Annotated in this window: 25 protein-coding genes and 2 pseudogenes; 14 read left to right on the forward strand and 13 right to left on the reverse strand. The window is 43.6% G+C overall.

What is annotated here, in order from left to right; all coding sequences use genetic code 11:
* The first annotated feature begins 217 nt into the window (after positions 1 to 217).
* Positions 218 to 1,501: a DUF3086 domain-containing protein gene (locus EWV60_RS05975; RefSeq protein WP_287231565.1), complete on the forward strand. Its 1,284-nt coding sequence runs from the start codon at positions 218 to 220 to the stop codon at positions 1,499 to 1,501.
* Between the two features lie 4 nt (positions 1,502 to 1,505).
* On the opposite strand, the gene EWV60_RS05980 is transcribed toward EWV60_RS05975, so the two are convergent.
* Both EWV60_RS05980 and tsaE read right to left on the reverse strand, forming a co-directional pair.
* The gene (locus EWV60_RS05980; RefSeq protein WP_287231566.1) at positions 1,506 to 2,591 is read right to left on the reverse strand and encodes a class I SAM-dependent methyltransferase; all 1,086 of its coding nucleotides are present in this window, start codon (positions 2,589 to 2,591) and stop codon (positions 1,506 to 1,508) included.
* Positions 2,592 to 2,951: 360 nt separating this feature from the next.
* Complete coding sequence (gene tsaE, locus EWV60_RS05985; protein WP_287231568.1) at positions 2,952 to 3,422, reverse strand: tRNA (adenosine(37)-N6)-threonylcarbamoyltransferase complex ATPase subunit type 1 TsaE; 471 nt, start codon at positions 3,420 to 3,422, stop codon at positions 2,952 to 2,954.
* 338 nt (positions 3,423 to 3,760) lie between these two features.
* Between tsaE and EWV60_RS05990 the strand changes: the two genes are divergently transcribed.
* Complete coding sequence (locus tag EWV60_RS05990; protein ID WP_287231570.1) at positions 3,761 to 4,960, forward strand: lipid-A-disaccharide synthase-related protein; 1,200 nt, start codon at positions 3,761 to 3,763, stop codon at positions 4,958 to 4,960.
* Here EWV60_RS05990 and EWV60_RS05995 read toward each other — a convergent pair.
* From EWV60_RS05995 to EWV60_RS06010, 4 genes are all read right to left on the reverse strand, one after another.
* On the reverse strand, positions 4,957 to 6,537 hold the full coding sequence (locus EWV60_RS05995; protein WP_287231571.1) for a glycoside hydrolase family 3 N-terminal domain-containing protein: 1,581 nt from the start codon (positions 6,535 to 6,537) through the stop codon (positions 4,957 to 4,959). The two genes, EWV60_RS05990 and EWV60_RS05995, sit on opposite strands and share 4 nt — an antisense overlap.
* An 86-nt stretch (positions 6,538 to 6,623) precedes the next feature.
* A complete protein-coding gene (gene rbfA, locus EWV60_RS06000) occupies positions 6,624 to 7,016 on the reverse strand; it encodes a 30S ribosome-binding factor RbfA (RefSeq protein ID WP_061430326.1) in 393 nt (130 codons plus the stop codon).
* A gap of 42 nt (positions 7,017 to 7,058) precedes the next feature.
* A complete protein-coding gene (locus EWV60_RS06005) occupies positions 7,059 to 7,256 on the reverse strand; it encodes a DUF751 family protein (RefSeq protein ID WP_002737592.1) in 198 nt (65 codons plus the stop codon).
* A gap of 88 nt (positions 7,257 to 7,344) precedes the next feature.
* Positions 7,345 to 8,247, reverse strand: coding sequence for a hypothetical protein (locus tag EWV60_RS06010; protein WP_287231573.1), 903 nt, complete (start codon positions 8,245 to 8,247; stop codon positions 7,345 to 7,347).
* A gap of 12 nt (positions 8,248 to 8,259) precedes the next feature.
* Between EWV60_RS06010 and EWV60_RS06015 the strand changes: the two genes are divergently transcribed.
* Positions 8,260 to 8,652: a hypothetical protein gene (locus EWV60_RS06015; RefSeq protein ID WP_002751759.1), complete on the forward strand. Its 393-nt coding sequence runs from the start codon at positions 8,260 to 8,262 to the stop codon at positions 8,650 to 8,652.
* Between the two features lie 374 nt (positions 8,653 to 9,026).
* Here EWV60_RS06015 and EWV60_RS06020 read toward each other — a convergent pair whose 3' ends face one another.
* On the reverse strand, positions 9,027 to 9,290 hold the full coding sequence (locus tag EWV60_RS06020; RefSeq protein WP_002771281.1) for a hypothetical protein: 264 nt from the start codon (positions 9,288 to 9,290) through the stop codon (positions 9,027 to 9,029).
* 173 nt (positions 9,291 to 9,463) lie between these two features.
* Between EWV60_RS06020 and EWV60_RS06025 the strand changes: the two genes are divergently transcribed.
* On the forward strand, positions 9,464 to 10,003 hold the full coding sequence (locus tag EWV60_RS06025; RefSeq protein WP_287231575.1) for a hypothetical protein: 540 nt from the start codon (positions 9,464 to 9,466) through the stop codon (positions 10,001 to 10,003).
* A 25-nt stretch (positions 10,004 to 10,028) separates the two neighbouring features.
* Here the strand turns inward: EWV60_RS06025 and EWV60_RS06030 are convergent, their stop codons facing one another.
* Positions 10,029 to 10,394, reverse strand: coding sequence for a hypothetical protein (locus EWV60_RS06030; protein ID WP_002738073.1), 366 nt, complete (start codon positions 10,392 to 10,394; stop codon positions 10,029 to 10,031).
* Between the two features lie 254 nt (positions 10,395 to 10,648).
* On the opposite strand from EWV60_RS06030, the gene EWV60_RS06035 reads away from it, so the two are divergent.
* The 6 genes and pseudogenes from EWV60_RS06035 to EWV60_RS06060 all read left to right on the forward strand — a co-directional run.
* Positions 10,649 to 10,900 carry a DUF2283 domain-containing protein gene (locus tag EWV60_RS06035; RefSeq protein WP_287231577.1) on the forward strand — a complete coding sequence of 84 codons (252 nt, stop codon included), beginning with the start codon at positions 10,649 to 10,651 and terminating at the stop codon, positions 10,898 to 10,900.
* A gap of 66 nt (positions 10,901 to 10,966) precedes the next feature.
* Positions 10,967 to 11,191: an AbrB/MazE/SpoVT family DNA-binding domain-containing protein gene (locus tag EWV60_RS06040; RefSeq protein ID WP_080600713.1), complete on the forward strand. Its 225-nt coding sequence runs from the start codon at positions 10,967 to 10,969 to the stop codon at positions 11,189 to 11,191.
* A gap of 4 nt (positions 11,192 to 11,195) precedes the next feature.
* Positions 11,196 to 11,411 carry a type II toxin-antitoxin system death-on-curing family toxin gene (locus tag EWV60_RS06045; protein WP_081330885.1) on the forward strand — a complete coding sequence of 72 codons (216 nt, stop codon included), beginning with the start codon at positions 11,196 to 11,198 and terminating at the stop codon, positions 11,409 to 11,411.
* Between the two features lie 170 nt (positions 11,412 to 11,581).
* On the forward strand, positions 11,582 to 14,632 hold the full coding sequence (locus EWV60_RS06050; protein WP_287231578.1) for a CHAT domain-containing protein: 3,051 nt from the start codon (positions 11,582 to 11,584) through the stop codon (positions 14,630 to 14,632).
* Positions 14,633 to 14,753: 121 nt separating this feature from the next.
* A pseudogene (locus tag EWV60_RS06055) lies at positions 14,754 to 14,953 on the forward strand (IS5/IS1182 family transposase); the annotation flags it as partial.
* A gap of 153 nt (positions 14,954 to 15,106) precedes the next feature.
* A pseudogene (locus tag EWV60_RS06060) lies at positions 15,107 to 15,338 on the forward strand (helix-turn-helix domain-containing protein); the annotation flags it as partial.
* Between the two features lie 281 nt (positions 15,339 to 15,619).
* Here the strand turns inward: EWV60_RS06060 and EWV60_RS06065 are convergent.
* Positions 15,620 to 17,044, reverse strand: a complete 1,425-nt coding sequence (locus tag EWV60_RS06065) for a Ni/Fe hydrogenase subunit alpha (RefSeq protein WP_016514321.1) — start codon at positions 17,042 to 17,044, stop codon at positions 15,620 to 15,622.
* Between the two features lie 687 nt (positions 17,045 to 17,731).
* On the opposite strand from EWV60_RS06065, the gene EWV60_RS06070 reads away from it, so the two are divergent.
* Positions 17,732 to 18,718 carry an RNA polymerase sigma factor, RpoD/SigA family gene (locus EWV60_RS06070; RefSeq protein ID WP_002737778.1) on the forward strand — a complete coding sequence of 329 codons (987 nt, stop codon included), beginning with the start codon at positions 17,732 to 17,734 and terminating at the stop codon, positions 18,716 to 18,718.
* Positions 18,719 to 18,818: 100 nt separating this feature from the next.
* Positions 18,819 to 19,292 (forward strand): DUF29 domain-containing protein, encoded by a 474-nt coding sequence (locus EWV60_RS06075; protein ID WP_002737830.1) that lies wholly within the window; start codon positions 18,819 to 18,821, stop codon positions 19,290 to 19,292.
* Positions 19,293 to 19,511: 219 nt separating this feature from the next.
* Here the strand turns inward: EWV60_RS06075 and EWV60_RS06080 are convergent, their stop codons facing one another.
* Together EWV60_RS06080 and nblB are read right to left on the reverse strand one after the other, a co-directional pair.
* A complete protein-coding gene (locus EWV60_RS06080) occupies positions 19,512 to 20,603 on the reverse strand; it encodes a tetratricopeptide repeat protein (protein WP_004162147.1) in 1,092 nt (363 codons plus the stop codon).
* Positions 20,604 to 20,676: 73 nt separating this feature from the next.
* Positions 20,677 to 21,342 (reverse strand): phycobilisome degradation protein NblB, encoded by a 666-nt coding sequence (gene nblB, locus EWV60_RS06085; RefSeq protein ID WP_002777701.1) that lies wholly within the window; start codon positions 21,340 to 21,342, stop codon positions 20,677 to 20,679.
* Between the two features lie 44 nt (positions 21,343 to 21,386).
* On the opposite strand from nblB, the gene EWV60_RS06090 reads away from it, so the two are divergent.
* Positions 21,387 to 22,139 (forward strand): tetratricopeptide repeat protein, encoded by a 753-nt coding sequence (locus EWV60_RS06090; RefSeq protein WP_287231579.1) that lies wholly within the window; start codon positions 21,387 to 21,389, stop codon positions 22,137 to 22,139.
* A gap of 21 nt (positions 22,140 to 22,160) precedes the next feature.
* Here EWV60_RS06090 and EWV60_RS06095 read toward each other — a convergent pair whose 3' ends face one another.
* Positions 22,161 to 23,114: an ABC transporter ATP-binding protein gene (locus EWV60_RS06095; protein WP_287231580.1), complete on the reverse strand. Its 954-nt coding sequence runs from the start codon at positions 23,112 to 23,114 to the stop codon at positions 22,161 to 22,163.
* Between the two features lie 402 nt (positions 23,115 to 23,516).
* Between EWV60_RS06095 and EWV60_RS06100 the strand changes: the two genes are divergently transcribed.
* Complete coding sequence (locus EWV60_RS06100; protein ID WP_002735656.1) at positions 23,517 to 23,717, forward strand: hypothetical protein; 201 nt, start codon at positions 23,517 to 23,519, stop codon at positions 23,715 to 23,717.
* Between the two features lie 96 nt (positions 23,718 to 23,813).
* Here EWV60_RS06100 and EWV60_RS06105 read toward each other — a convergent pair whose 3' ends face one another.
* Positions 23,814 to 24,635, reverse strand: coding sequence for a sulfotransferase family protein (locus tag EWV60_RS06105; protein WP_002751757.1), 822 nt, complete (start codon positions 24,633 to 24,635; stop codon positions 23,814 to 23,816).
* Positions 24,636 to 25,110: the final 475 nt, after the last annotated feature.

Consider the following 25,110-nt stretch of genomic DNA (forward strand, 5'->3'; position numbering starts at 1 on the left):
ATAGCGTCTTAAGTAGGTAGGTGTTAAAAATTGTCAGATCCCCCCGCCTATCGGCACCCCCCTTATTAAGGGGGGCAGGGGGGATCCCCCGCCTATCGGCACCCCCCTTATTAAGGGGGGCAGGGGGGATCGAAGGCAAGATATATCGTCTATTAATTAGAACCACTTACTTAATTGCCTGCCTTGGCCCTTTGTTCGCTCTGCATTTCTAAAGCCGATGAATTCAGAAGATTTTAATGTTTTACCCCTTGACAAAATGACAGACTTACCCAATGAATCTGTCGAAGAATTTAGTTTTGATGATCTCTGGAACGATCGCCCGGTAGAGAATCCCCTGCCATCGGCAATCGCCCCCGAAGGCGAATTAGTTCCCCCAGCGCAGGCGCAACCCCTACGAGCAGAAATCGAGGCTCTAGAACGGCAAAAACAGAGCCTAGCGGCAGAAATCTCGGCATTAAAAGCGGAAAAAGAACGCTTGATCGCCGAGGAATTGGGGGATATCAAAGCTCAAATCGAAAGAATGCTCAAGGAAGGCGTAAAAGACCTAGAACAACGCAAACAGGCTTTAGAAGTGGCGATCGAACAGTTAGAACGCCGTCGTGAGCGGATTCGGCAGGAAATGCGGAGTAATTTCGCCGGAGTCTCCCAGGATCTAGCCGTGCGGGTTCAGGGATTTAAAGACTATCTGGTGGGCAGTTTACAGGATTTGGCCGCGGCTGCCGAACAATTGGAATTACCCCGTTTTGAAACCCCCGAAAAATCCCCCCGACCTGTGGAACCTCCCCAGCGGACCGAACGAGAGGAAAACCCCCGTCCATCCCGTGGCAGTCAAGGCCGGGATGATCGCGGAGAAATTCCCCGTCCCCCCCGTACCAGTAACCAGGGCCGGGATAATTGGCAAGAACCCCGTCGTTCTAATCGTTCGGGTTATGAATCGGAACCGGTGGGACAATCCACCCCTAGACAGGGCTTTTCTGACCAAAATCAGCGCATACAAACTCTTTTAGAGCGTTATCGCAGTCGTCCTGACTATTACGGTCCGCCTTGGCAATTACGGCGCACTTTTGAACCAATTCACGCCGAACGGGTGCAACAGTGGTTCTTTAAACAGGGGGGCCGGGGTACGATTCGCGGTATGGGCAGCCGTCTCCAGAATATTCTGGTGGCTTCGGCAATTATCTCGATTATGGCGGAATTACAAGGCGATCGCTTCCGTTCTCTCGTTCTGGCTAATAGTCCCGAACGTTTAGGCGAATGGCGGCGCGGTCTCCAAGATTGTCTCGGCATTTCCCGCGCCGATTTTGGACCTGACCGCGGCATCGTTCTCTTTGAGTCTCCCGAAGCTTTAATTCAAAAAGCGGAACGTTTAATCGACGATAAGTATTCACCGCTCATTATCATCGATGATACCGAAGAACGGCTGAATTTCGCTCTTTTACAATTCCCCTACTGGTTAGCTTTTGCCCCTGAACCCCAACAAAGTTCTAGTTATTGGTATTAACTAATTAGTCCTTGAGTAGTGCGATACATTGGGCTAAAGAAGCGTTAGTTTTCAGCGCTTGCGGGTTAATATGGGTGGCAGCGGCTCGATAACCTTGTTCTAAGAGAGCCGCAATTAAATCTTCCTTTTTAGGTAGATCTAATTTGCCCCTTCTACCAATTTCCCGAAAGCTATAAAAATAGGGAGGAAAATCATTTTCTTCCCCCATTATTTTTAACAATTTAACTACCTTTTTCCACTGCCATTGATCGGCTAAATCTGCCATTTTTTCTAGATAAAAACGATCGTGTAAACTGCCTAACCACAAGGGTCCGGTTAAGGTTAAAGGTTGTCCGTCCCCAGAACAAACTATCTTGCCTAACTTCGGCCAAGGCACTGATTGATATTCTCCGCAGCTATGACAATAACCGAGAAAACCGTAGTTATGACTATTTAATTGTCTATTAGCTGTTAACCGCACCATCACCCGATAACTTTGACCAAAAAAGAAGGAAAAAACCGGCGTAATTCCTAAACCTAACCGGGCCGATTCTAATTGCAAACCGGCGATAATTAATCTTAATCCCTGTTCGTGGGCAGCCGGATGATTGCGAGCAGATGCTCCATAATCAGCTAAACTATTTTCTAGATTATGACCCGTCAACGTCCGTCCATCGGTATTAGTCAGATAAATTAAACCACCGATTTTAGTGGCTAAAGGAATAGCACTAAACAGAGATGCAGGGGAACCAAAAGCATCAATATCAACTAGATCATAATGGTCTTTTTCAAGATAACATTCTAGGAGAACTTCTTGAGCAGATTTATAGGTTATTTTCCCTTGTTTCTGTTGTAATAAACTCTCTAAGTTAGCCGCTAAAGTTGGCTTAATTTCTGGATTACCATCATTAACCCACAGCCAATCCGCACCACTTTCTAACCAATACCTGAGCGCTCGCACACCAGAGCCGCTCATTACTTCTAAAACGCGCAAACTTCCCCGCTCTTTTTGGGCAATTGCCGCCCCTAAAACTCCTAAATCTCGGACGATTTTACTCTCCGGTCGATAAAAAGTATTGTTGATATTAAATATCGCTTTTTCTTCCTGCATCGCTCATCTCATAATTAGCACTCGATCGCTTCTTTTTTTCTTTTCACGATTCCCTAGGAGGGGAAAGGGTCAACCACTGCCAAAACCGATCAGACATCAAGATAGAAGATAAATCTAAAGATAGTGTGAAATTAGCAGAAATTGCCGATTTTTTTAGTATTATATCCCTGAAAAGCTGATAGTTTCCCCGTGGGAAGGGCAAATTAAAGGTAAAAAAATAGTTATTTTTTACATCTTATAAGTAGTTAGATGTTAAAAACTATCAGTTCCCCCCTTGATAAGGGGGGATTAAGGGGGGATCGAACCCAACATCTATCTTAGATGCCCAGAGTTACCGCTAAAGTTTGATTGCTTAAAGAGTCAAGTGCTGATAGCGACTCCTGTGGGGTCGCTATTTTTTTCGTCCCCACCGACAAAATTGAGCAGCGCTCGTCGTCCCTGCTCGCCTCGATCGAGTAAAGTAATCTCTAGATAATTTTCTGGCAAAAAAGTTAAACGTTCTGACCATTCGATCGCCACTATCCCTAAATCTACCTCGATTCCCTGCCAATAATTTTCTAGGTACAGGGCCTCGATATCTTGACCCTGCAAACGGTACAAATCCAAATGATACAAAGGAAGGCGGCCTTCGTTATATTCGTTAACGAGGGTGAAGGTAGGACTAGCTATAGGCTCTTGAATACCCAATCCTAGGCCAATTCCCTGTACTAAGGTGGTTTTTCCCGCTCCCAAATCGCCTTTTAATAAAATTACACTGCCAGAGGCCAAGGTTTGCCCCAGTTTTTCGCCTAAATTGACAGTAGCTTCTCGATCGGGTAAGTCGATAATCATTTTTTCCCGTTAGGATGCCAATTAACCACTGATTCTAATATAGCGATCAGAGCAGCTTTCTGACCTTCTTGGCTCTGGGGGGCCAAATTTGGTCTTTTGATCGATAAAAATAGAAGCAGTTAAACTAATCTCTTATCTCTTAGTCTTACCTTTGGTCAAATGGTCGCTATCAGGACAGAGATAGGCGATCGGCGAAACCTTCCGGTAGATTAGACTAAATGGGAGTTGGTTAACTGCTTTTATAAAATTGATTGTTCCCTAACCATCAGCATTGTCTAGGGTCGAAGGGAATAAAACAACCGAAGTTTAGGACTTTAAGCTAGAAGTTAAGGGGAACAGTGAAATTATTATTTTTGAGTAATGGCCACGGTGAAGATGAGATCGCGATCCGGATTATTAAAAGACTGCAATCATCTCCCCACTGTCCGGATATTACTGCTTTACCCCTAGTGGGTAACGGTTATGCTTATACTCGTCTGGGGATTCCCCTTCTCGATCGAGGTCAAAAAATGCCCTCTGGGGGTTTTATCACTAGCGATCCCAAACAATTATGGCGAGATCTGCGGGAGGGTTTATTAGGATTAACCTCCCGTCAATACCGTCTGGTCGGAAATTGGGGCCAAGAAAGGGGAAAAATTGTCGCGGTGGGAGATATCTTACCCCTTGCCCTTGCTTGGTTGAGCGGGACAGATTATGCTTTTGTGGGAACGGCTAAATCGGAATACTATCTCCGGGATGAGCAGGGATGGTTAGATAGTAGCTCGATGATCGATCACCTCTGGGGTTCCTACTATTATCCCTGGGAACGCTGGTTAATGGCCCGTCCTCGCTGTCGGGGGGTTTTTCCCCGGGATAGTTTAACTAGCAAAATTTTACAACAGTGGTCAATTGCCGTTGTCGATGGGGGTAATCCGATGATGGATGACCTTTTACCCTCGATAACGGGCGATTTTCCCCAAGATTGCCTAAATATTCTGCTGCTACCCGGTTCGCGCTTTCCCGAATCTCTCCACAATTGGCAGCAAATTCTCGCAGCTGTGGCCGCCATTATCGGCCGTTTTCCCGATTACAAGCTGGAATTTTTGGCGGCGATCGCTCCTTCTCTCCCCCTAGAATCTTTTACGGCTGCTTTAATTTCCCGGGGTTGGCGAGAATATAGCACAAATAAGTTTATTTGTCAAGAGGTATTTATAACTATTTCTCAAAGGGATTACGCCGAATATTTAGTCCGTTGCCATCTAGCGATCGCCATGGCGGGAACTGCCACGGAACAGTTCGTCGGTTTGGGTAAACCGGCGATCACAATTGCGGGATCTGGACCACAATTTACTCCCCATTTTGCCAAACTGCAACAGCGTTTATTAGGCTGTTCAATTCTCTTGGGCGATAGTGCCGAGTCAGTGGCAGACAAGTTAGAATATTTATTACAAAATCCCCCAAAGTGGCAAGAAATCGCCTTTAATGGTCGTCAGAGAATGGGAGCGGCTGGTGCCTCCGATCGCATTGCCCAATGGTTACTAGGCAATTTTTGCCCTTAAACGAAAGTATCGGTCTGATTTTCGCCGCTAGTGGGCCCCTCAAAAATAGTTTCTAGGGCAATTTTTTGGGCGCTTGCTTGTTGTCCGTAGCTGAAAAGATAGGGAATTTCTCCGCTTTGTTGACGAAACCACTGGAAAACGTAGGGACTACCATAAATAATCAATGCTTGAATTTGTCCAGTTTTCAGCAAAGCTTGATAGATAGCTTTCGTTTCCTCCCCTAATCCGGCACTACCCCGAAAAGGATTACCACGGATAAATATTTGTAGGAGAGTCGTTTCTGGGGAGACGAGGGACAGATTAAAGGTGCTACGGTCGATTATTTGCGTTTGATAACCCCATTGTCGGGGAATTGTCACCGCCGGACAAGAGCGATCGAGAAAGTCACAGTTGAGTAAATCATCGATAATGATTAAATTGCGGCCTTGAGTGGCTTGAATCGGTAAATTAGCGCTAACTGTTTGGGAATCTTTTAAAATATCGCTGACAATCTCTAGAGCTTGCGGTGCCGCTAAACTGCTTAAGGATTCTAAGGATGGCTGTCTTTGCCCTAATTTCTCTTTTGCTCGTTGAATACGCTGCCAAGAATCATTAATTCTGGCTTCGCTAATTGTACCCGCTTGCACGGCACTATACACCGCTTCGATCGCTTCGATCGGATCGGGTGGCATTAACAGTATATCGGCCCCCGCCTGTACCGCCCTCACTGCTATGGCGGCAGCACTGGCAATTTTAGTCACTCCTCCCATAATCAGGGCATCAGTGACAATTAAACCCTGAAAACCGAGATTTTGGCGCAGTTTTTCCCCGAGAATTTTCGAGGAAAGAGTGGCGGGAAATTCGGCATCCCAAGCGGGAATTAACAGATGGCCTGACATAATACTATCAACCCCCGACTCGATCGCCGCTTGAAAGGGGGGCAATTCGATCGCTTCTAGGCGATGATGATCGTGGTTGATGATGGGAAGATCGAGATGGGAGTCATTGCTGGTGTCACCGTGGCCCGGAAAATGTTTGGCCGTAGTCAAAACTGGATAGGAATCCGCCCCTAAAATAAAAGCTTGAGCTAGATTAGCGACGATTTCGGGAGTTTCGGCGAAGGAACGAATATTGATAACGGGATTGTCGGGATTATTGTTCACATCGACAATTGGGGCTAAAATCCAGTTAATCCCGATCGCTAGAGCCTCCTTAGCGGTAATTGCTCCCATTTCCCTAGCATATTCTGTGGCTTTTGTCAAGCTTTTTTCGGCTATTTTTCCTAAAGCCATCGGGGGGGGAAACCAAGTGGCGCCGGAAAACCTTTGGCCGACTCCCTCCTCGATATCGGCAGCGATGAGGAGATGATTATCGCCGGACCAACTTTGTAATTGTTGGCTGCGGAAAGCGATTTCGGCGGCGCTACCTCCCAACAGAATCACCCCACCGAGGTGGAGGGTTTCTAACCAATGTTTCAGGGTGGCGTTGACAGGTTCCCAAGCAGGATAGCGGATTTGTTGGTCAAAGAGATAGCCGGAAGCGCGGACTACTATCATCTGACCAATACGTTCTTTTAGGGATAAAATGCGATCGCTCATTATTCAGTTATCAGTTATCAGTTATCAGTTATCAGGTTTAAGTTTTAAGTTGCCAGTTTTGCCTAAATTTAGTTATCCTCTACTGATCACTGGTCACTGATAGCGGAATCGTCATCTTCTGGGGGTCGATCGGTTTTAATATGATCAAGAAGGTGTAACATTCGATCGCCGCGTTCAAGGGAAGAATCTTCTAGGAAGACCACTTCGGGGGTACGTCTGAGACGGATGCGTTGACCCAGTTCACGTCGGACGAATCCCGCAGCCGCTTTTAAACCGGCCATAGTTTCGGCCTTTGCATCTTTGTTGCCGTAGATAGACACAAAAATCCTAGCGTGTTGTAGGTCATGGGAGAGGTCCACATCGGTAACGCTCACCATACCGGCACCGACGCGATCATCTTTAATTTCCATTAATAACATTTGGCTGACCTCGCGCTTAATTAGCGAGGACACGCGAGATACTCGACGGTCGTTAGCCATAATTCTTCCTCCTCTAAAAACAGCGAAACCCTTACCATTGTATCAAGCTAATCCGAGCATGGCTTTGAGGGTGAAATAAAGAAAGGCGAAAGTTCCCCCCAGAAAGCCGACAAGTGCGATCGCTGTGAGGGGATTTTTTAATAAAGGGGCCAACCAGCCAAAAAAGGCGAAGAAAATCCCTAAACTAAAGCTAATCAGATAGCGGGGGTAACGGCTCACGTTATCAAAAAAGTCGCCCATAAATTTTATTTATTATCTTTGTCCGTAAGTAATTATAGCAGTAAGCTTCGATGTTCAAGGATAATTTGATCATTTCCCCGATTGACTCTCATCGGGATTGTGGGACATCCGGCGCGAGAATCATCAATTGTCCCTCCTTATCCTCGCGAATGGCTAGAATCGCCGGACGTTCATTTTCTGCCGACTGAGGGGATAACCCGCGAAAAACATAAGTCCAATTGTTATTTTGGATTAATAACCGCCAAACTCGCGGGGGATTAACTTTGCTATCATTCGTTTCTTTTCCCCGCAGCTCTTCGAGTAATTTAGTCTCACCGATAATTCGATAACCTTTGAGAGAAGGATCGGTAAAAACATCCTCTGGATTACGACCGATCGCTATCTGTTTTTCCGGTAAAACTAAAGTGATAACTGGTAAGGTAGAAGTATCATTAACTGCATCGCGACGGGCATCGATCGAGCCCTGAATTCGAGCTAACCAAAAAAGTATAATTAATAGCCAAATAACAGCGATCAAATCTTTTCGGAGAGCTTCGGGAATTCCCCGGACTAATAAACCTAGGGGGTGAAATATTTGATGAAATTTCCGTTTAGATTGACTGACAATTGAATAGGATGGCAGGGGAGACAAAATCCAGAGAGTAAATTGAATCGCAAAGGCAACCGCAACCAGCGCCAGAAAAGTTCGCAGAAACGCCCCGAAATCGCCACAGAAGACCTGTATCGGCACAAAAAGGAAGGAACGCAAGGGCAAGTCCAGACGGTTAATCTCAAGGCTAAACCAGCCGAAATAGGCCCACCGATAGATCCATCCCGTAAAATAGAGAAAAATCCCCAGCAAACCGAGAAGACTGGCGAAGGTTCCTAGTATCTGTGTTCCGGGAGGGGGCGAATTCGGAGCGCTCACGGTAAAATGTCCCTGATTGGCGTTTTCGATCGCTATCCTACTCGATCGATCGGGTTCTATCGCCAGTTCTTTGTATTTTATCAAGGAGAATAACCCATGTCCATCGACGATCCCCGACAAGTTCGTTTGTTAATTGAGAAAATGGAAGCGAGTTTACCAATCCCTGTGCGTGCAACTCCCGAAACGTTAAAACTAGCTGAAACAAAAGGCGAGCGATACAAACCCGATCACCAGTTTTCGATCGATAAAATTTTCTACACGGGAGACGAGGGGGGAATTATTTGTTTCCTAAAAAATGAATTGGGAAAACAAACGGGTCTTATCTGTTCTTTAACCCATCTACGCATCGATAACGATCATCCGTTAGCGGCGGATATTCAATCCTACCAGAAAAAGCGATCGATGCGGATCGCACTACAGGATGGCAAAACCGGAAAAGCCCTCCGTATTGCCAAACAAAACCGCCCGAACAAAGGTTTCGGAAAGTAAAAATATATTGACAAAAACCGCAGGTTGGGTTACGAGTAGCGCTAACCCACCGCATCCAATTATATTCGGGGAATAGGAATTTGATTAGTTCGTTGCTACCAGATCGTATTAACCGTTGATAATTGAATTTTTCGATCTCGGCTAATTAAGGAACCGTTTAAATATAGGGCGGTTGCCGCAATAATTCGATATAAAAATACCAGATAACCGCATGAGTATCTAAGTAGCTGGTTATAATTAAATTTAAAATGGATTTCAGGTTCGATCCCCCCTGCCCCCCTTGATAAGGGGGGTGCCGATCCCCCCTGCCCCCCTTGATAAGGGGGGTGTCTGATAATTTTTAACGCCTACCTACTTAAAACTGCTTTTAACACTTAAAGATCCTCTGCCGTAAAATCTCCCCACGCTTCTCGTCGGGTTTTATCGATATCTTCAGCCGAGGGAGCCTGTCCTAAATCGGCGCATATACCCCATAAAGAGGGACGGGGTTGATTAACTTCTGCCGATTCCGATGCCATTTCTGCGGTAATTTTTTCGATCAGTTGCCGTTTCTCGATTGCGGATAATTTTTCCGCCCACCGCATTAGCTCTTGTAGAGTCATATTTCTATCGCTTACCGCATAAAGGAGTACCTTCATAAGTTTTAACATAAAGAGAAGATAAAACGCTTCCCCTTTGACAATCCTGACGCTAAAATATGGAAAAAACCCTCTAGAAAAAACCCTAGGTTGGGTTACTGTTACTCCTAACCCACCGCATCCAAGATCGAAAACAGAACCAACTAAATCCCGATCATTCAGGCAAGGTAAAGATGAAAAAACTCTACCCAATAATAACCGCAACTAGCCTAGTTTTTATCGCCTCTCTTGCTGGCTATCATCTACCAGCCACCGGCGATCGATCTCCCGTCAAGAAAATTCCCGTATTCATGCCGGATGATACAAAAGTATCTTTAAAAAATGGCACTTCTCTATCTGGGAGATTAATCAAGTTCGATTCTCCAACAAAAACGATCGCTTTAGGGAGAGAATCAAAAACAAAAGAAGTGGCAATGAAAGAGATCAAACAGATAGAGTTTCAAGGGAAGGTTATTATCAAAAGCGGAAGGCTTGTTATTCGTGGGGAAGGGGGATCAAGCAATCCAAAACAGAATAGACAAAGCTGGACGGAACCCCTACAGAACTTCAAAATTGTTGATGTTAATGAAGGAAAAGCAGAAGTAACTATAACCTCGCTAGATTCTCTAGAAATAGGAGGGATCGAGGATGTGGTGCGTAACCGTTCCTACGTTGTCGAGGAAATTAAATTTAACCCCTCGGACAAAATTGAGATTCAAGTAAACCCCCATTAAAATTCACAAAATAGAGGTCTATTTTTTAAGCAATTAAGGAAGACTTTAAATGGGAAAGTTGGCTGATGTATTGTTCGATTGTTTTTGGTGATAGTGGATCGTTTAAGGTCGGGTTAGCGAGGTCAAAGATGATGTCATTGATGAGATTTTCCTCATCTGTTTTATAGGCGATATCTTCTCTGCATTCGATGGCATCGGCCCAGTTTTCTAGGTCGGTGGCAGATAGAGCGTTATTGAGATAGCGATCGAGAATATCGATCAGATGCTCTTTTTTTAGGGTGATAATTGCTTCGCTACTGTCCCAAGGAAAGGTTTTTAGGATAGGGAGGATAGTTGATAGGGGTTGGTCAAAGTTGACTAGGGCGTTGAGGTATTCTTGTCTAGTTTTCATGGGTATTTTTGTTTGATGTGAACAATATAAGTAGCTGGTTATAATTAAATTAAAAATGGATTTTAGGTTCGATCCCCCCTGCCCCCCTTGATAAGGGGGGTGCCGGTCCCCCATGCTCCCCTTGATAAGGGGGGTGGCGATCCCCCATGCTCCCCTTGATAAGGGGGGTTTCTGATAATTTTTAACGCCTACCTACTTAGTAATTATAATCTTTTGGTAACTGTCCATTTTGAACGCCGATTAAAGGGGAAACTATGAAAATAGACTATGATCAAGCCGCTAATGCCGCTTATATTCGTCGTTTTGAGGGAAAGGTTATTGATTCTGAGGAAGTAGCGCTGGGGATTGTCTATGATTACGATGAGACGGATAGGATTGTAGGGATTGAGATTTTAGGAGTCAAACAGAGAACGGCCGAACGATTCAAAAATATTGATTTTCCGTTGGAAGAGAGTGAAAAACAAGAGATTAGACAATGGTTCGGAAAGTTAATACTAAATTGTTAAGTGATGTGAGAAATTCAGGAAATATGGGAGGTGCTATAATTGATATATTTACTCAGTCAAAAAACGATGATTAAGTTAAAAGTCACAACGGTAGGGAACTCTATGGGGGTGATTTTCCCGAAAGAGTTGGTGGAGAAGCTGCGCCTTAGTAAAGGCGATATGCTCTACCTCTTGGAAACGCCGAATGGCTTTGAGCTTACACCCTACGACCCCGAATTTGTCCAGCAAATGGAAGTGGCGGAGGAAGTGATGCGCGAAGACTGGAATGTTTTGAGAAAGCTGGCAACTTAGGCTCATGAACCAGCTAATCTGGATAGCTGATGGGGTAGCTCTCGCGATTCATCACCGCCAAATAGCCGAGCATGGTGGATTAGAGGGTATTCGAGATGAGGGGTTGCTAGAAAGCGCACTTTCCCGACCGCAAAATTTTCTGGCTTATTCTGAGTCGCATCCTGACATGGCTTCTTTGGCAGCAGCCTACGCTTACCCAGGGAACAGCAAGAAATGTTAATCGAGTCAGGGGAGAATATCAGGAATTGAGAGCTTGTTCCTGTAGTTATGATTGCCGCATCATTTTCTATTTGGAACGAGACGAAAAAACTCAAACAGATAGGATAGTTTTGATTAACATTGGAACTCATGATGAGGTGTATTAACTAATAACTGATAGCGGAAATAACTATGAATCCCAAATTTTACGCCTTACTTACCCTTTCTCTAGTGGCTACCGTCACCCTACCAGTTGTTAACGGGAAACTCTCCTCTCTCGTCCCTGCGGTAATAGCGCAAAATACGGATGCGAGGAAAGCAGAAGCGGATCAACTTTTGCAATTATGTCGCCAGAATCTTGATAATAATCAAGTAAAATTGGCGATTCAATCCTGTCAACAGGCGGTGATAGCCTACCGGCAAATTAAAGACCTTTCAGGAGAAGCTAAATCTACCGCTAATTTAGGCAATGCCTATGTTAACGACGGTCAATACCGTCAAGCTATTTCTGTTTTAGAAAATGCGGTTAAAATAGCACAAGAGTCAAAAGAACGTCGTGTAGAAGCCCTCGCCTTTTTATATCTCGGTGGGGCTTACTATGAGTTAGGAGAATTTAAGGAGAGCATAGAATTTTTTCAGCAGACTTTAACCATCGCAAAAGAAATTAAGGATGCTGATTTAGAAAAAATTGCTGAAAAACTCTTAGTATTAATGGAAGCAGAAAAACAGCGAAAAGAAGCGGATAAGCTTTTCGAGCAAGGCGTTCAACAATATGAAATAAGTCAGTTTCGAGAAGCCTTGCAATCGTGGGAAAAAGCCTTAAAAATTTATCAAGAAATCAAAAATCGTCAGGGAGAAGCGGCTTCTTTAGACAATTTAGGAAGTGCTTATCTTTCCCTCGGACAATATCAAAAAGCGATCGATCTCCACGAAAAGTCTTTAGTCATTAACAGGGAGATAGTTAATCGCCAAGGAGAAGCCAATTCTTTAAACAATTTAGGAAACGCTTACCAATCGCGTGGAGAGTATCAAACAGCGATCGATTACCATCAGCAGTCTTTAGACATCAGGAGGGAGATTAAAGATCGACAGGGGGAAGCGGCCTCTTTAAACAATTTAGGACTTAATTACCACTTACTAGGACAGTACCAAAAAGCGATCAATTACCACCAGCAGTCTTTAGAAATCGCTGAGAAAATCGGCGATCTAAAAGTGCAAGCCGATTCTTTAGGCAATTTAGGAAACGTTTACCAATCCCTCGGACAATACCAAAAAGCGATCGATGACCACCAGAAGTCTTTAGACATTGCGAAGAAAATAGGCGATCAAGGAAGTAAAGCCAGATCTTTAGGCAATTTAGGAAATGCTTACCAATCCCTCGGACAGTATCAAAAAGCGATCAATTACCACCGGGACTCTTTAGCCATGGCGAGGGATATAGGCCTTCGCCAAGAGGAAGGGTCTTCTTTAAACAATTTAGGAGTTGCTCACTACTTCCTCGGAGAGTACGAAAAAGCGATCGATTACCTTAAACAGACTTTAGACATTGCGAGGGAAATAGGCGATCTAAAAGGGGAAGCCGATTCTTTAGGCAATTTAGGAAGTGCTTATCTTTCCCTCGGACAATATCAGAAAGCGATCGATCACCATCAAGAGAATCGAGCCATAGCGAGGAAAATAGGCGATCTAAAAGGGGAAGCTAATTCTTTAAATAATTTAGGAGTTGCTTATCAAAAGATAAATCAACCCGCAGAAGCGATCAAGAATTTGGAAGAGTCCCTCAACATTATCCTCAAGATACGGGGAGATATTTCGAGGGAAAATATTGCAGGTCAAAATCGAAAATCGTTTTTAGCCTCTAACGAAAGAACCGTTATCACCCTCGCCGAAGTCCTAATCCAACAAAACCAACCCGAAAAAGCTTTTGAATGGCTAAACCTCGCCACTACCGCCGATCTCGCCGATTACAATCGCCTGATTAATGCCAAAGTTGCTGATCCCGATGCACAAAAAGCACTTGATAACTGGAACACCGACAATCGACAACTCGAAGGAATGCGCCGACAACTACAGGATAAATTCTCTGAAGAACTGGCACAACAGATCCGACAATTCGAGGAAAAAGTCTATAAAAATGCGGAAACTATCGGAGAGAAATATCCAGAAATTGCTGAACTTTTTGAAACTAAACCCACCGACATCGCCCAACTCCAGAAAAATATCGCTCCTGATACCCTCGTTATTCAACCCGTTCTCCTCCGCGATAAAGTCGCCCTATTTCTCGTTACTAGAGAAAAATTAATCGTTATCCAAAGCGATGCAAAACGCGATGAATTGAATAAACTCGTCAGCGAATACCGTACCCAATTAGACAATGATAAAAATGCCTACTGGCGCGTTACCAGCAGTAAATTGTACGAGATTTTAATCCGTCCCATTGAGTCCCAAATCGCCACCAGTTCCCCGAAAAATATCGCCATCATCGCTACCGGACAACTGCGCTATATTCCCTTTGAAACTCTCTACGATAAGAAAAATAAACAAGTTCTCCTAAAAAAATATCCGATTTATTATTTAACTCGCATCTCCACATCTACTCCTCCCGCGACCGAAAGAAAACCCTTACAAGGTCTAGCATTTGCTAACCCTAAACCCACCCAAGAAGAACTTAAAGGCACAGAAATAGAAGCAGAAACTATCAGCAAAATCTTTCCGGGAAGTGAAAAATATCTCGGTGAAAAAGCCACCCTAGACACATTTAAAATTCAAGCGGCGCGTTTCTCCATTCTCCACCTCGGAACTCACGGCTGTTTTGACCTCGCTGGCTGTCCTAATTTGGGTATGCAAGCTAATACTATTCTTTTCGCCAATAAAGAGCAATATAACATCGCTGATGCCGCATTATTAGGCTTAAAAAATACCGAATTAATCACTCTTAGTGCCTGTCAAACCGCCAAGGAAGCCAACGCAGACGGCCAGGAAATTTCAGGACTTGCTTACGTCTTAGAAAGAGCCGGTGCTAAATCAGTAATTGCCAGTCTTTGGAACGCGCCTGATGGCAAAAAATTTGAAGACAAATCCTATGAGGCAATTAATTCGATTATGATGGCTGAATTCTATCAAAATCTCCAGAAAGGAATGAGCAAAAGCGCATCGATGAGAGAGGCAAAATTAAGCCTGATCGAAAAGTATCCCCACCCTTATTTTTGGTCGCTATTTATTTTGATTGGGGCTGCTAATTAGACCTCTTGCATAATTTTTTTATGGTATAATGGAAGGCCTTGCTTTTTTCTCGATTTTTAGATGGAAGTGGAAAAAAGAATAAAATGTGATCTTAGGTCAGGAAATCATCCATACTTTTGCTATGTTTATTAGCAAAAATATGGATTATCAAAACTTATCAGATGAACAGTTCAAACGCCGTTTCGGTGTGTATAAACAAACCTATAGAAAGATGGTAGGATGGTAGAATCAGTAAAAAGTGTTGAAGCCGACTCTAATTCAGTATCTAAAAGCGGACCGAAACCTAAACTATCTATAGAAGAACAAGTTTTAGTAACGTTAGAATATTGGCTCTTCTAGGTTCTGTGTGATAAGTTTAATTGACATAGGATCGATCGATCTTTGTGTCCTTTGTGTCTTTGTGGTTCGTTCCACCCCCTCGCTCTTGAGAAATGTATCTTAGAATACATTTTACCCACCAAAGCTGGGAGAGCCGAATATTGGCGAGAATATAGAACATATTTTCACATTGGTACAAGCGGTCAAATATCAGAATTAACTATAGGCTGTAAATAAGACGGAAAAAATGCTTTCACAATCGGGAAACTTCCGTTTAAAAGGAAAAAAAGCTCTACTAAATCAAGCAGAGATACCGGTCGTAAGGGTAGTGGATGTAACGGAAACTCCCATTGAACGCCCCAAAAAGAAACAGAAAAATTTTTTGGCTCTTCGTTACTTGTTATGGTTCGATAGTGCGGCATAAATCCACTAAATCCTTATCTGGCAAGAGATTTAATTGATTTAGTTCGCTCTAGATTGAAAACAATTGACAAAAATCGCCAAATGTTTTTCTCTATAATAGTTTGATTCCTTATAACCCTGTACGTTGCATAAGACAAACCGAAGAACCGTTTTATTTTCCCCCAATATCTTATCATCTAAAATGAAATAGCCCCGGGTGTTAGGAGGAATTTGCCCTATTTCCCAACACCCTAACAACTTAGATAATTAACCCCTTTGTCGAGTATTAATCACGTCACCAGCTGCATTAACTAACTCTAGCTGTAGCGGCATTTGTCCCATAGCGTGAGTGGAACAACTTAAACAGGGATCATAGCAACGAATACCCGCTTCCACCCTGTTTAACATCGCTTCGGGAATTTCGCCACCATGGATATAATGTTGGGCGATTTGTTTCACCGTTTGATTCATCGCCAAATTATTATTACCTGTGGCAATAATTAAATTCACCGTTTCAATCAAACCATTTTCATCCACTTTATAATCATGGAATAAAGTACCCCGGGGCGCTTCACTAACTCCCACCCCTTGCAGATTATTAATTCCTGCTTCGGCCCGGCAGCGTTGAGAAACTATATCGGGATCATCGATTAAACGTTCAATCTGTTCTAAACAAGCCAAAATCTCGACTAAACGAGCATAATGATAATAAAAAGAAGAGGTTGCTACACCACCGACCCGATGGCGATATTCGCGTAACTCGATATCTGCTCCCTCCGTGCCAAAATGGGAACAAACATTTAAGCGGGCCAAGGGACCAACTCGATAGATACCATTGGGATAACCGAGGGGTTTATAGTAGGGAAACTTCAAATAAGACCATTTTTCAACTGATTCGCCGATATAATCGCGATAATTGTCTTCGCTCAGGTTATCGGCTACGATATTGCCTTGACTATCGGTAAAACGAATATGACCACCGTAGTGTTCCCACTCGTCCCGTTTACCAACCAATCCCATAAATAGAGAAGGGAAATTACCAAAAGCGGCGATTTCTGTGGTTAAATTGTCCAGAAGTCCTTTAAATAGGTTTAAAGCCGTGTAAAGAGTCGCTTTAGACTCCGGCAGTCGTTCTTTAATCCATTGTCGCCCTTCTTCGCTTAAAGGGGAACGCACACCCCCCGGGACAGACCAAGCGGGGTGAATTTTTTTTGCTCCCAAAAGTTCAATAACTTTCTGTCCAAATTGACGTAAACGGATGCCTGCTCGCGCTAGGTCGGGATCGGCCGCAATTAAACCGAACACATTCCGTTTAGCGGGGTCACTTTCCCAACCAAGCAGAAAATCGGGACTGCTAAGATGAAAAAAGCTTAAAGCATGGGATTGGGTTAATTGTCCCAAATTCATCAAGCGCCGCAGTTTTTCCCCCGCAGGGGGGATTTGCACCGCTAGAATTTTATCGCCGGTTTTGGCGGCACAAAGTAGGTGACTAACGGGGCAAATGCCGCAAATTCGGGCAGTAATTCCCGCCATCTCCCACATCGGCCGTCCCTCGCAGAATTTCTCAAAACCACGATACTCGACCACATGAAAACGCACGTCATCCACTTCCCCCCCATCGTCAAGGAAAATCGAGATCTTGGCATGGCCTTCGATCCGGGTGACGGGATCGATAACGACGGTTTTAGTCATAGTAAGTCCTCATTGTTCAGGAGTTCCACAGAACGGCATTGTGGAGACTGCGATCGAGCTTGGTTTAAACGATAATTTATCCCGATCTCCGCCCTGCTGTTTCTATGATAGTTATTACCCTCCTAGCAATCCTAATTTTTATAACAATTTTTCCCGATTCTCAATCGCGGCTAATTTGGCATTTTGTAACAAATACTACAGAAAATAGTTCGGAAATCCGCAATGATTACATCTCACTTTGCTGGTGTTGATCGGTCATTATATATATAGAAGTCGGTTCTCGGCTGTCAGTCTTCCTCTCAAAGCTGAGGGCGAAAGGGTCGGAAGTCAGCCAAATTGTTTATGACTAATCGGGAAAATCACCTTTTTGTCTTGTAATCTTACCTAACAGTATCAGCGGCACTGCCGAGGATTCGGGAAAAAGCGACCCAAAAACAAGCGATTGTAGTTGATAGTTCTAGGCTGTAATACTTTTGTTCTAAATGTTGGGGGAAAAAGGATAAACCTAACATCATACCAAAGAATGAATTAGCTTTGAACCTTTAGGGGATTGTCTGCGTCTAAAAGCACAGGATACAATCAAAGGAATTCCGAATCGAACTCATACCGACTTCAGATAAGCCAGACTCACCCGCGAGTCGGAATAGTAACAGACTTTTTCTGTGTCAAGGAGTCACCACCAAACCAATGCCCACAGCAAAAACCAACCAAACTCAACCACAGCCCACCCTCAATGCCGATATGGTGCGTACCTATCTGCACGAAATTGGGCGGGTTCCCCTCCTAACTCACGAACAAGAAATTATTTACGGCAAACAAGTCCAACGGATGATGAGCCTGTTAGAAGCGAAAGAAGCACTATCGAAACAATTAGGACGGGAACCACAGCGCTTGGAGTGGGCGGATTCGGTGAATTTAAGCGAAAATGAACTGGATCGCGCCTTGAAAACTGGCGATCGAGCTAAACGGAAAATGATTGAGGCTAACCTCCGCTTGGTAGTTGCGATCGCAAAGAAATATCAAAAGCGGAACATGGAATTCCTCGATCTAATTCAAGAGGGTAGTCTGGGATTAGAAAGGGGTGTAGAGAAATTTGATCCCACCAAAGGTTATAAATTTTCTACCTATGCTTACTGGTGGATTCGACAAGCGATTACCCGTGCGATCGCTCAACAGGCCCGCACCATTCGTTTACCCATCCATATCACCGAAAAACTGAATAAAATCAAAAGAACCCAGCGCGAACTCGCCCAAAAACTGGGAAGAAGTGCCACCCCTGCCGAGATTGCCCTGGAATTAGAGCTAGAACCCGCTCAAATCCGCGAATATCTCAGTATGGCTCGTCAACCTATCTCCCTTGATGTGCGCGTCGGCGATAACCAAGATACGGAATTGTCGGAATTATTGGAAGATAGCGGAGTTTCTCCCGATACCTTCATCACCCAAGAGTTATTACGGCAAGACTTAGCCAATCTCCTGGCCGAATTAACCCCCCAACAACGGGAAGTGATTACTCTCCGTTTCGGTTTAACCGATGGCAAGGAGTTATCCCTAGCCAAAATCGGTCAGAGAATGAACATCAGTCGGGAACGGGTGCGACAATTAGAACACCAGGCCCTAGCTCATTTGCGCCGTCGCCGGGCCAACGTCAAGGAATATATTGTCGCTAGTTAGTAAGATTAGCAAATAACCAAGAAGGAGAGTTCAAGCTCTCTTTTTTTTGGGTTTAATTAATATAGAATCCCGATTAGTTTTCACCTGTGGCAGTTCCGTCATGACTAGATCAACAGAAACAGCGACCCCAACACTATACGAAGAAGATTTTTATCTCTGGCTAAAAACCACGGCAGAACAATTAAAAAAAGGCCAGTTTGCCGAGGTGGATTTAGACAATTTAATTGAGGAGATTGAATCGATGGGGAGAAGTGAAAGACACGCGCTCAAAAGTCTTTTAACTCGTCTCCTAGAACATTTACTCAAATTAACTTACTGGCAATCGGAAAGAGACCGGAATGGTAATCATTGGAATGGAGAAATCAATAATTTTCGGGCAGAAATTCAAGATTTACTGGAGGATAGCCCTAGTTTAAAGCCCTATCTTCGGGAGATTTTTGAGCCATCCTACCATACAGCTTTAGAGGCCGTCCGGAAAAAAATGGGTTTATCCCCCGGCGGTTTACCCAGTCAGATAATTTTTAATCTCGAACAGGTTTTAGATCATCAATGGCTGCCGATCGATTGGGAATAAACTATTGACTGTCTAAATCACTCCTTAAATCGCTAAACAGTCATCAGTGAACTGAAAACTCAAATCTGATAACCGATACTAAATCCGTTGAGCATAGGATACTTATGAGGACAGGCAAAAGGCAAGAGGCAAGAGGCAAAAGAGGGAACAGATAATCAGTTTTTAATAACTAGATTTAGTATGATAACTGATAACTGATAACTGATAACTGATCTGGTTTTACTCAAGCAATTTCTTCAGCAGGGCATCCACTTCCTCCAGGCCGGATTGATTATTTTTCAGCACATAAACCGCTCGCGCTTGCTTAAAAGCTTCCTCCGCCTCTCTTTTTCGTCCTCGGCCCGCGTAGGCCCGACCGAGATTAAGATAGACATCAGCGTTATTGGGGGCGATTTCGGCCAAATCTTGATAGGCGATAATTGCTGCAAGATAATCTTTTCTGGCCAGATGGATGCGACCGATTCCCGCTTGTGCTTCCAACGATTGGGGTTCTAGGAAAACAGCCCGACGATAAAAGGGGAGAGCCTCGTCAAAACGCTCTTGTTTTTCGAGTAAAATCCCTATTTTTAGCTGAATTAAAAAATTTCCTGCACTTTGTCGCTCTATTTCCTTTAAAATTTGGGTTCCACCATTTAAATCGCCCTGTTTGAGCAAAAGGCTGGCCAGTTGCAATCTTAATTCACTATTGTTAGGGAATCTTTGCAGGGATTTTTGGAGAAAATCGAAGGCTTCGCTGCTTTTATTCTGTTCGATCAAGGCTTTACCCATGATTTCGTGGGCTTGCTGATTATTGGGGTCGAGAGCTAAAATCCATTGGTAAACTTCGCCCGCTTTTGCATAGTTTTTTTGCCGTAATAATACCACCCCTAAACCGAGGTAGTGTTGGACGTTTTTCGGTTCTATTTGGATAGCGTAGTAGTAAGCGGTGGCTGCATTGTCGTAATCGCCGATATTAGCCAAACTATAACCGAGAGCATGGAAAAAGTCGGGATTACTCGGATCGAGACTTAAAGCTTTTTGGTATGCTTGGGCGGCGGCGTTATAATCCCCTTGCCGCGTTTGTAAAAAGCCGATCCCAGAGAAAATTTTGGCATTATTGCCATCAAGGGCGGCAGCCTGCTCGTAAACGGCTATAGCTTCCCCATAATTGCCATTTTTGACCAATTGCCGCGCTTGACGCAGTAGTTCGTTAACCTGTGAATCCTTGCTCACGATTGCCCCCGCCGGATTATCAGCGATCGCAATTGAGGCAGAGAAACAGCCCCCCGCAAGGAGACTGACGAGCAAGATTAAACGGGTAAATTGTTCCATCGCTTTACCTTTGTTAACGATTCTTAATTAAAGTTTATTGTAAATGGTATTGACAAAAATCAACTATTCTGCATCACCCTTGAACGAGATTATTGCGGGCCTCTTGGGCAACTTGGGCGCTTTTATCGCTGGTTAACTGGGTCAAAACAGCGATCGCATCTTCCCCCCCTAAGCGGCCTAAAGCTTGAGCAAGACGATAGCGCAGTTGCCAGTCATCATCATTAGCCAAGGGGACGAGTAAAGAGACGGCGCGAGGGTCGCCTAGTTCCCCAAAAGCGCTAACGGCGGCCGTTTTTACCAGTTCATTATCGGAGTTTAGGGCGATTTCGAGCAGTTCAAAGCCCCGGGGTTCCCCCAATTCGCCCAAAGCGGCCACAATGCTAAATTGAATTAACCAGTCGCTGGATTGTTCATAGACGGCCACCAGATCATCGTAGGCTGCCGTTAATTTTAACCCCCCGATCGCATCGGCCGCGGCCGCTTTCACGTCTGCTTCGGGATCATTTAACAAGCGATCGCGTAGAATAGTTAAGGCCAGATCGAGATTCTGACGACCGAGGATATCTAGCTGACTTACCGCCGAATAACGCACCCTAGCGTTACTATCGTTAATTAAAGGCTGTAACATCTCGAAGGCGATTTCTGGGGCTAAATAACGCAGTTGATTAACTCCCGATAAGCGATCGCCATAATCATTGGAATCGAGCAGCCGTTGCACGGATTCGGGGGAATAATTCATAATTTGATGACACCCTTAACAATTGGACTGGTATTAATTGTCCCATGAATAGTTATCGAATCCTGACTATCTTGATCATGTTTAGTTCCCCGGTTTTTTGGGGCTGTAGTCCCCCCTCTCCCCCTAAAAAAGAACCGACGGCTAAGATAATCATTTCTCCTTCTGCCAGTCCGATTATTCCCCCATCAGACATTAAGGCTGCTAATCGTTATCGTCAATTGGGATTACAGTATCGTCAACAGGGAGATTTTATCAAAAGTATTGAGGCTTTAAAAAAATCGGTACAGTTAAACCCCAATCATCTAGACGGGAGAGTAATTTTAGGCTGGACACAACACCTAGCTAAACAACCTTTAGCGGCACAAACAACCCTCGAAGAAACGATTAAAATTGCTCCCGATCATGTGGCTGCTTATAATGCTTTGGGTATTGTTTATCTTGTCGGTGGTCATCTTGAAAAAGCCGTAGTCACTCATACTAAAGCCGCTAGTTTAAAACCCGATAATGAAATCGCCTACTATAATTTATCCCTCGTCTATCATCGCCTAAAAGATTTTGATTCAGCTATTACTAACGCTAAAAAAGCAGTTAAATTAGAGCCAAATAATCCCCATCCTCTTGTGGCTTTGGCAATGATTTATTTAGATCAAGGTGATAGTAAAAAAGCGCGGGATACCTATAGAAAGGCTAGGGATTTAGACGGTCGTTATCGACAAAAATGGTTTCTGGCACATCTGAAGGAAGCGGGTTTTAGTCAGGAGCAAATTAAATTAGTCGAAAAGTTACTATCTAGTTAGATTGAAAGTTATTATTTCCCCTTAAGATGCCTGTCGATGTCCCAGTTTTAGGAAAATAGTTTCTAAATCTTCGCGGCAAGTATAAAACTCCCTTAAGGCCAGGCCAGAAACGACTAAAGATTTCAACAATTCGGCACTATCTTCTAGGGTTCCCGTAAATTTAACTCGGAGAGTATTAGTATTAATAATTCTTTGCCAACTTTCCACAAAAACACATTGTTTAAGAGCGGTTTCTAAGGCTTCTAAATTGCCTAGAGTCGTAATCTGCAAGTATTGACCAGCTAGACGTTGATTTAATTCCTCTAAAGAGGTACTTTCCACTAGATAACCTAATTCCATTATACCCACAGAAGTACAAAGTTCCGCTAAATCACTAAGGACATGGGAGGAAATTAAAATAGTCATACCTGCCGATTGTAAGACTTTAATAATCTCACGAAATTGTAGGCGAGCGATCGGGTCTAATCCAGAAACCGGTTCATCGAGAAGTAAAATTAAAGGTTCATGGATAATCGTTCGGGCTAAACTTAAACGTTGTTTCATCCCCCGGGATAAAGTAGCGATCAAATTATGACTTTTATTGGTTAATTGTACCAGTTCTAGAACCTCATAAATGCGGCGATGACGTTGGGAGCGAGGGATATGATAAAGACGGGCAAAATAATCCAGATAATTCCAGACATTTAGGTCATCGTAGAGGGGAAAATTATCGGGTAGATAACCTAAATTTCTTTTGAGACGGGGATTACTCTCATCTCTTAAAAGACGTTCTCCGTGCAGATATATTTCTCCCGTTGTCGGTTCTTCCGCTGCCGCTAACATCCTAATTAAAGTGGTTTTTCCCGCTCCATTTGGACCGATTAACCCGTAAACTTCCCCCGCTTCAATCTGTAAATCTACTTGATTAACAGCCCCATGGCGGTCAAATTGTTTGGTTAAACCAACGGTAGCAATGGCTAATTCGGGTGCGTTCATAAAGTTTTTAAGTTAGGTTCTGAGGGTGACTCGCTAACCAAGAATACAGGGTTTATCTCCCATGACTTCCGCTGGTTGTTGTTAAATTGTTTAAGTCTTAATATCTTCTCAATTTTTTGATAATTGACCACTGTTACATTTGGTAAATCGAGGAGTTGATCAAAATTTATCCAGATAACCCACCTCCTATTCTGTATTGATATTATAACATCCTCACACAGAACCTAGAAGAGCCGCCTTATCTTCTGAGTATTCACAATTGATCGGTAAATACCTTGTATAACAAGAGTCCAGGCGAAAAAAAGCCAAAAAGTAGCGGAATGTATAGCGCGGCACTACATCTCAGAAAAAACCTCCTACAATGGAGACAAGAATGATCGGAGATTAATAGGGGTGAACGTCATGTTAGTGATCTTAACCGACGAACACATTCTCGATACGGGTTCTGTGTGTCAGGGCTGTCTTTTAGCCAACCAGCAGGGGCAACCCCGGTGGCGAGAGGGTAAACTAGGCTGTGGTCATTCCCTAGGCAAAGGGGGCAGCCAACAGCCCAATCTCTACGAGTGTCAGATGGGCTTTACAATTGCTAATATTGAAGGCTAATCGAACCTACTAAAGGATCAACCTAGAGTTGAATTAGGGGGGTTTTCTTGGGACTCCGAGGAGAGAATCAAGGCTATTGCTCATCCCCAATTCAGCTTAGATACAATGACAATAATGGCTAAGGGTTTCGTAGCATTGATCGTAGGCTTTTTGGGCTTGGGTTAAAACATCGTCGGAAATTTCTATATCTAATTTTCTGGCTTGTTTAATAATTTTACCCGCTCTGATATTCTCGGAAGAATCGCCTAGCCCACGAATGCCAGTAGTGTTTAAAACTCGATATTCTTCAGAAAATCCCGTTTTAGTATCGAGATGACTCTGTAAACTATTAAAGACCAATTGACTTTGGTTTAATAGTTGATCGTGGGTGATAAGTAAACTCTTTTCTTGACTGTTAATTAATCGGGCATAACTTTCTAAGGTGGCTAAACGACCAGTATAATAACCCAGGGCTTGCTGCTCATTGTGATGGGGTTTAATATCTAGAATACTAGCTAAAGTGCGCTTCGGTTCTCGTAGTAAAAATATGGTCTTAACCGCATCAGATTGCAAAAAACTATGATCTAAAAACTTCTCATCGTGAAGAACTTTATCTAAAATATATTTATGATTCATGTTTAAATCTTTCAAACGCCAGTGGAGTCTAAACATTAAAGTTTTAAAATCCTGTTCACTCTCATAAACCAGATGAGTTTCGCCAAAACCGATAATTTCAGGATTAGAATTGAGGATATGGGTCAATAAAGACGAACCCGATCGCATATGGCTAAGAATAAATAAAACCTGATAGGGTTGGGGACGAAAGAGAATTTTATAGGGGTCTTTGGGTATATCAATGCGTGCCTGAAAATACTTATAAGTTAAACGATGGGCTAAACCCTGCCAAGATTGGGGTAAGCGATCGAGGGCTATAGTCATAGGTTAATCAGGAATTGCGTCAACTTGTCGCTAAGATTCCCCTATAATGTATCCCATTTAAGACCCAAATAAAAGTGAGGTTTATACAAAATGAGATTGCCAAGTTGTTAGCTCTGGTTTTTTACAGCGCGAACCGATGTCTGGTTTATGATCAACCAGCAATTCTCATTTTGAAACGATTTTGCGTTGTTTCAGCGATCTAGAGATTCGTTAAGAATTATTAACCCCTCTAGGTGCAAGGGTTTTAATGTCATGAAACCTTAAAATGAGAATTCTCCGTCGTTGTGCAAAATGGTGTTATTTATGCCACCGATGCGGGGGGAAATTCCTTGCTCAGAGTTGATGGCAACGGCGATATAACTGAACTTCCCCCATACATATATACTATAATAGCCGAAAACCCTTATCCATCAATGGATACGCCCCTTAACTTTTCTTAATGTACCCATGTAATTTGTAACATTTCTTAATGGAC

The sequence above is a fragment of the Microcystis sp. Msp_OC_L_20101000_S702 genome, from assembly GCF_007095705.1.
Lineage (GTDB): Bacteria > Cyanobacteriota > Cyanobacteriia > Cyanobacteriales > Microcystaceae > Microcystis > Microcystis ichthyoblabe_A.

Excerpts from the sequence above, each read along its gene's own strand:
- EWV60_RS05975 (WP_287231565.1), top strand. The coding sequence starts at position 218 with ATGAATTCAGAAGATTTTAATGTTTTACCCCTTGACAAAATGACAGAC.
- EWV60_RS05980 (WP_287231566.1), bottom strand. The coding sequence starts at position 2,591 with ATGCAGGAAGAAAAAGCGATATTTAATATCAACAATACTTTTTATCGA.
- tsaE (WP_287231568.1), bottom strand. The coding sequence starts at position 3,422 with ATGATTATCGACTTACCCGATCGAGAAGCTACTGTCAATTTAGGCGAA.
- EWV60_RS05995 (WP_287231571.1), bottom strand. The coding sequence starts at position 6,537 with ATGAGCGATCGCATTTTATCCCTAAAAGAACGTATTGGTCAGATGATA.
- rbfA (WP_061430326.1), bottom strand. The coding sequence starts at position 7,016 with ATGGCTAACGACCGTCGAGTATCTCGCGTGTCCTCGCTAATTAAGCGC.
- EWV60_RS06005 (WP_002737592.1), bottom strand. The coding sequence starts at position 7,256 with ATGGGCGACTTTTTTGATAACGTGAGCCGTTACCCCCGCTATCTGATT.
- EWV60_RS06015 (WP_002751759.1), top strand. The coding sequence starts at position 8,260 with ATGTCCATCGACGATCCCCGACAAGTTCGTTTGTTAATTGAGAAAATG.
- EWV60_RS06020 (WP_002771281.1), bottom strand. The coding sequence starts at position 9,290 with ATGAAGGTACTCCTTTATGCGGTAAGCGATAGAAATATGACTCTACAA.
- EWV60_RS06025 (WP_287231575.1), top strand. The coding sequence starts at position 9,464 with ATGAAAAAACTCTACCCAATAATAACCGCAACTAGCCTAGTTTTTATC.
- EWV60_RS06030 (WP_002738073.1), bottom strand. The coding sequence starts at position 10,394 with ATGAAAACTAGACAAGAATACCTCAACGCCCTAGTCAACTTTGACCAA.
- EWV60_RS06035 (WP_287231577.1), top strand. The coding sequence starts at position 10,649 with ATGAAAATAGACTATGATCAAGCCGCTAATGCCGCTTATATTCGTCGT.
- EWV60_RS06040 (WP_080600713.1), top strand. The coding sequence starts at position 10,967 with ATGATTAAGTTAAAAGTCACAACGGTAGGGAACTCTATGGGGGTGATT.
- EWV60_RS06045 (WP_081330885.1), top strand. The coding sequence starts at position 11,196 with ATGAACCAGCTAATCTGGATAGCTGATGGGGTAGCTCTCGCGATTCAT.
- EWV60_RS06050 (WP_287231578.1), top strand. The coding sequence starts at position 11,582 with ATGAATCCCAAATTTTACGCCTTACTTACCCTTTCTCTAGTGGCTACC.
- EWV60_RS06065 (WP_016514321.1), bottom strand. The coding sequence starts at position 17,044 with ATGACTAAAACCGTCGTTATCGATCCCGTCACCCGGATCGAAGGCCAT.
- EWV60_RS06070 (WP_002737778.1), top strand. The coding sequence starts at position 17,732 with ATGCCCACAGCAAAAACCAACCAAACTCAACCACAGCCCACCCTCAAT.
- EWV60_RS06075 (WP_002737830.1), top strand. The coding sequence starts at position 18,819 with ATGACTAGATCAACAGAAACAGCGACCCCAACACTATACGAAGAAGAT.
- EWV60_RS06080 (WP_004162147.1), bottom strand. The coding sequence starts at position 20,603 with ATGGAACAATTTACCCGTTTAATCTTGCTCGTCAGTCTCCTTGCGGGG.
- nblB (WP_002777701.1), bottom strand. The coding sequence starts at position 21,342 with ATGAATTATTCCCCCGAATCCGTGCAACGGCTGCTCGATTCCAATGAT.
- EWV60_RS06090 (WP_287231579.1), top strand. The coding sequence starts at position 21,387 with ATGAATAGTTATCGAATCCTGACTATCTTGATCATGTTTAGTTCCCCG.
- EWV60_RS06095 (WP_287231580.1), bottom strand. The coding sequence starts at position 23,114 with ATGAACGCACCCGAATTAGCCATTGCTACCGTTGGTTTAACCAAACAA.
- EWV60_RS06100 (WP_002735656.1), top strand. The coding sequence starts at position 23,517 with ATGTTAGTGATCTTAACCGACGAACACATTCTCGATACGGGTTCTGTG.
- EWV60_RS06105 (WP_002751757.1), bottom strand. The coding sequence starts at position 24,635 with ATGACTATAGCCCTCGATCGCTTACCCCAATCTTGGCAGGGTTTAGCC.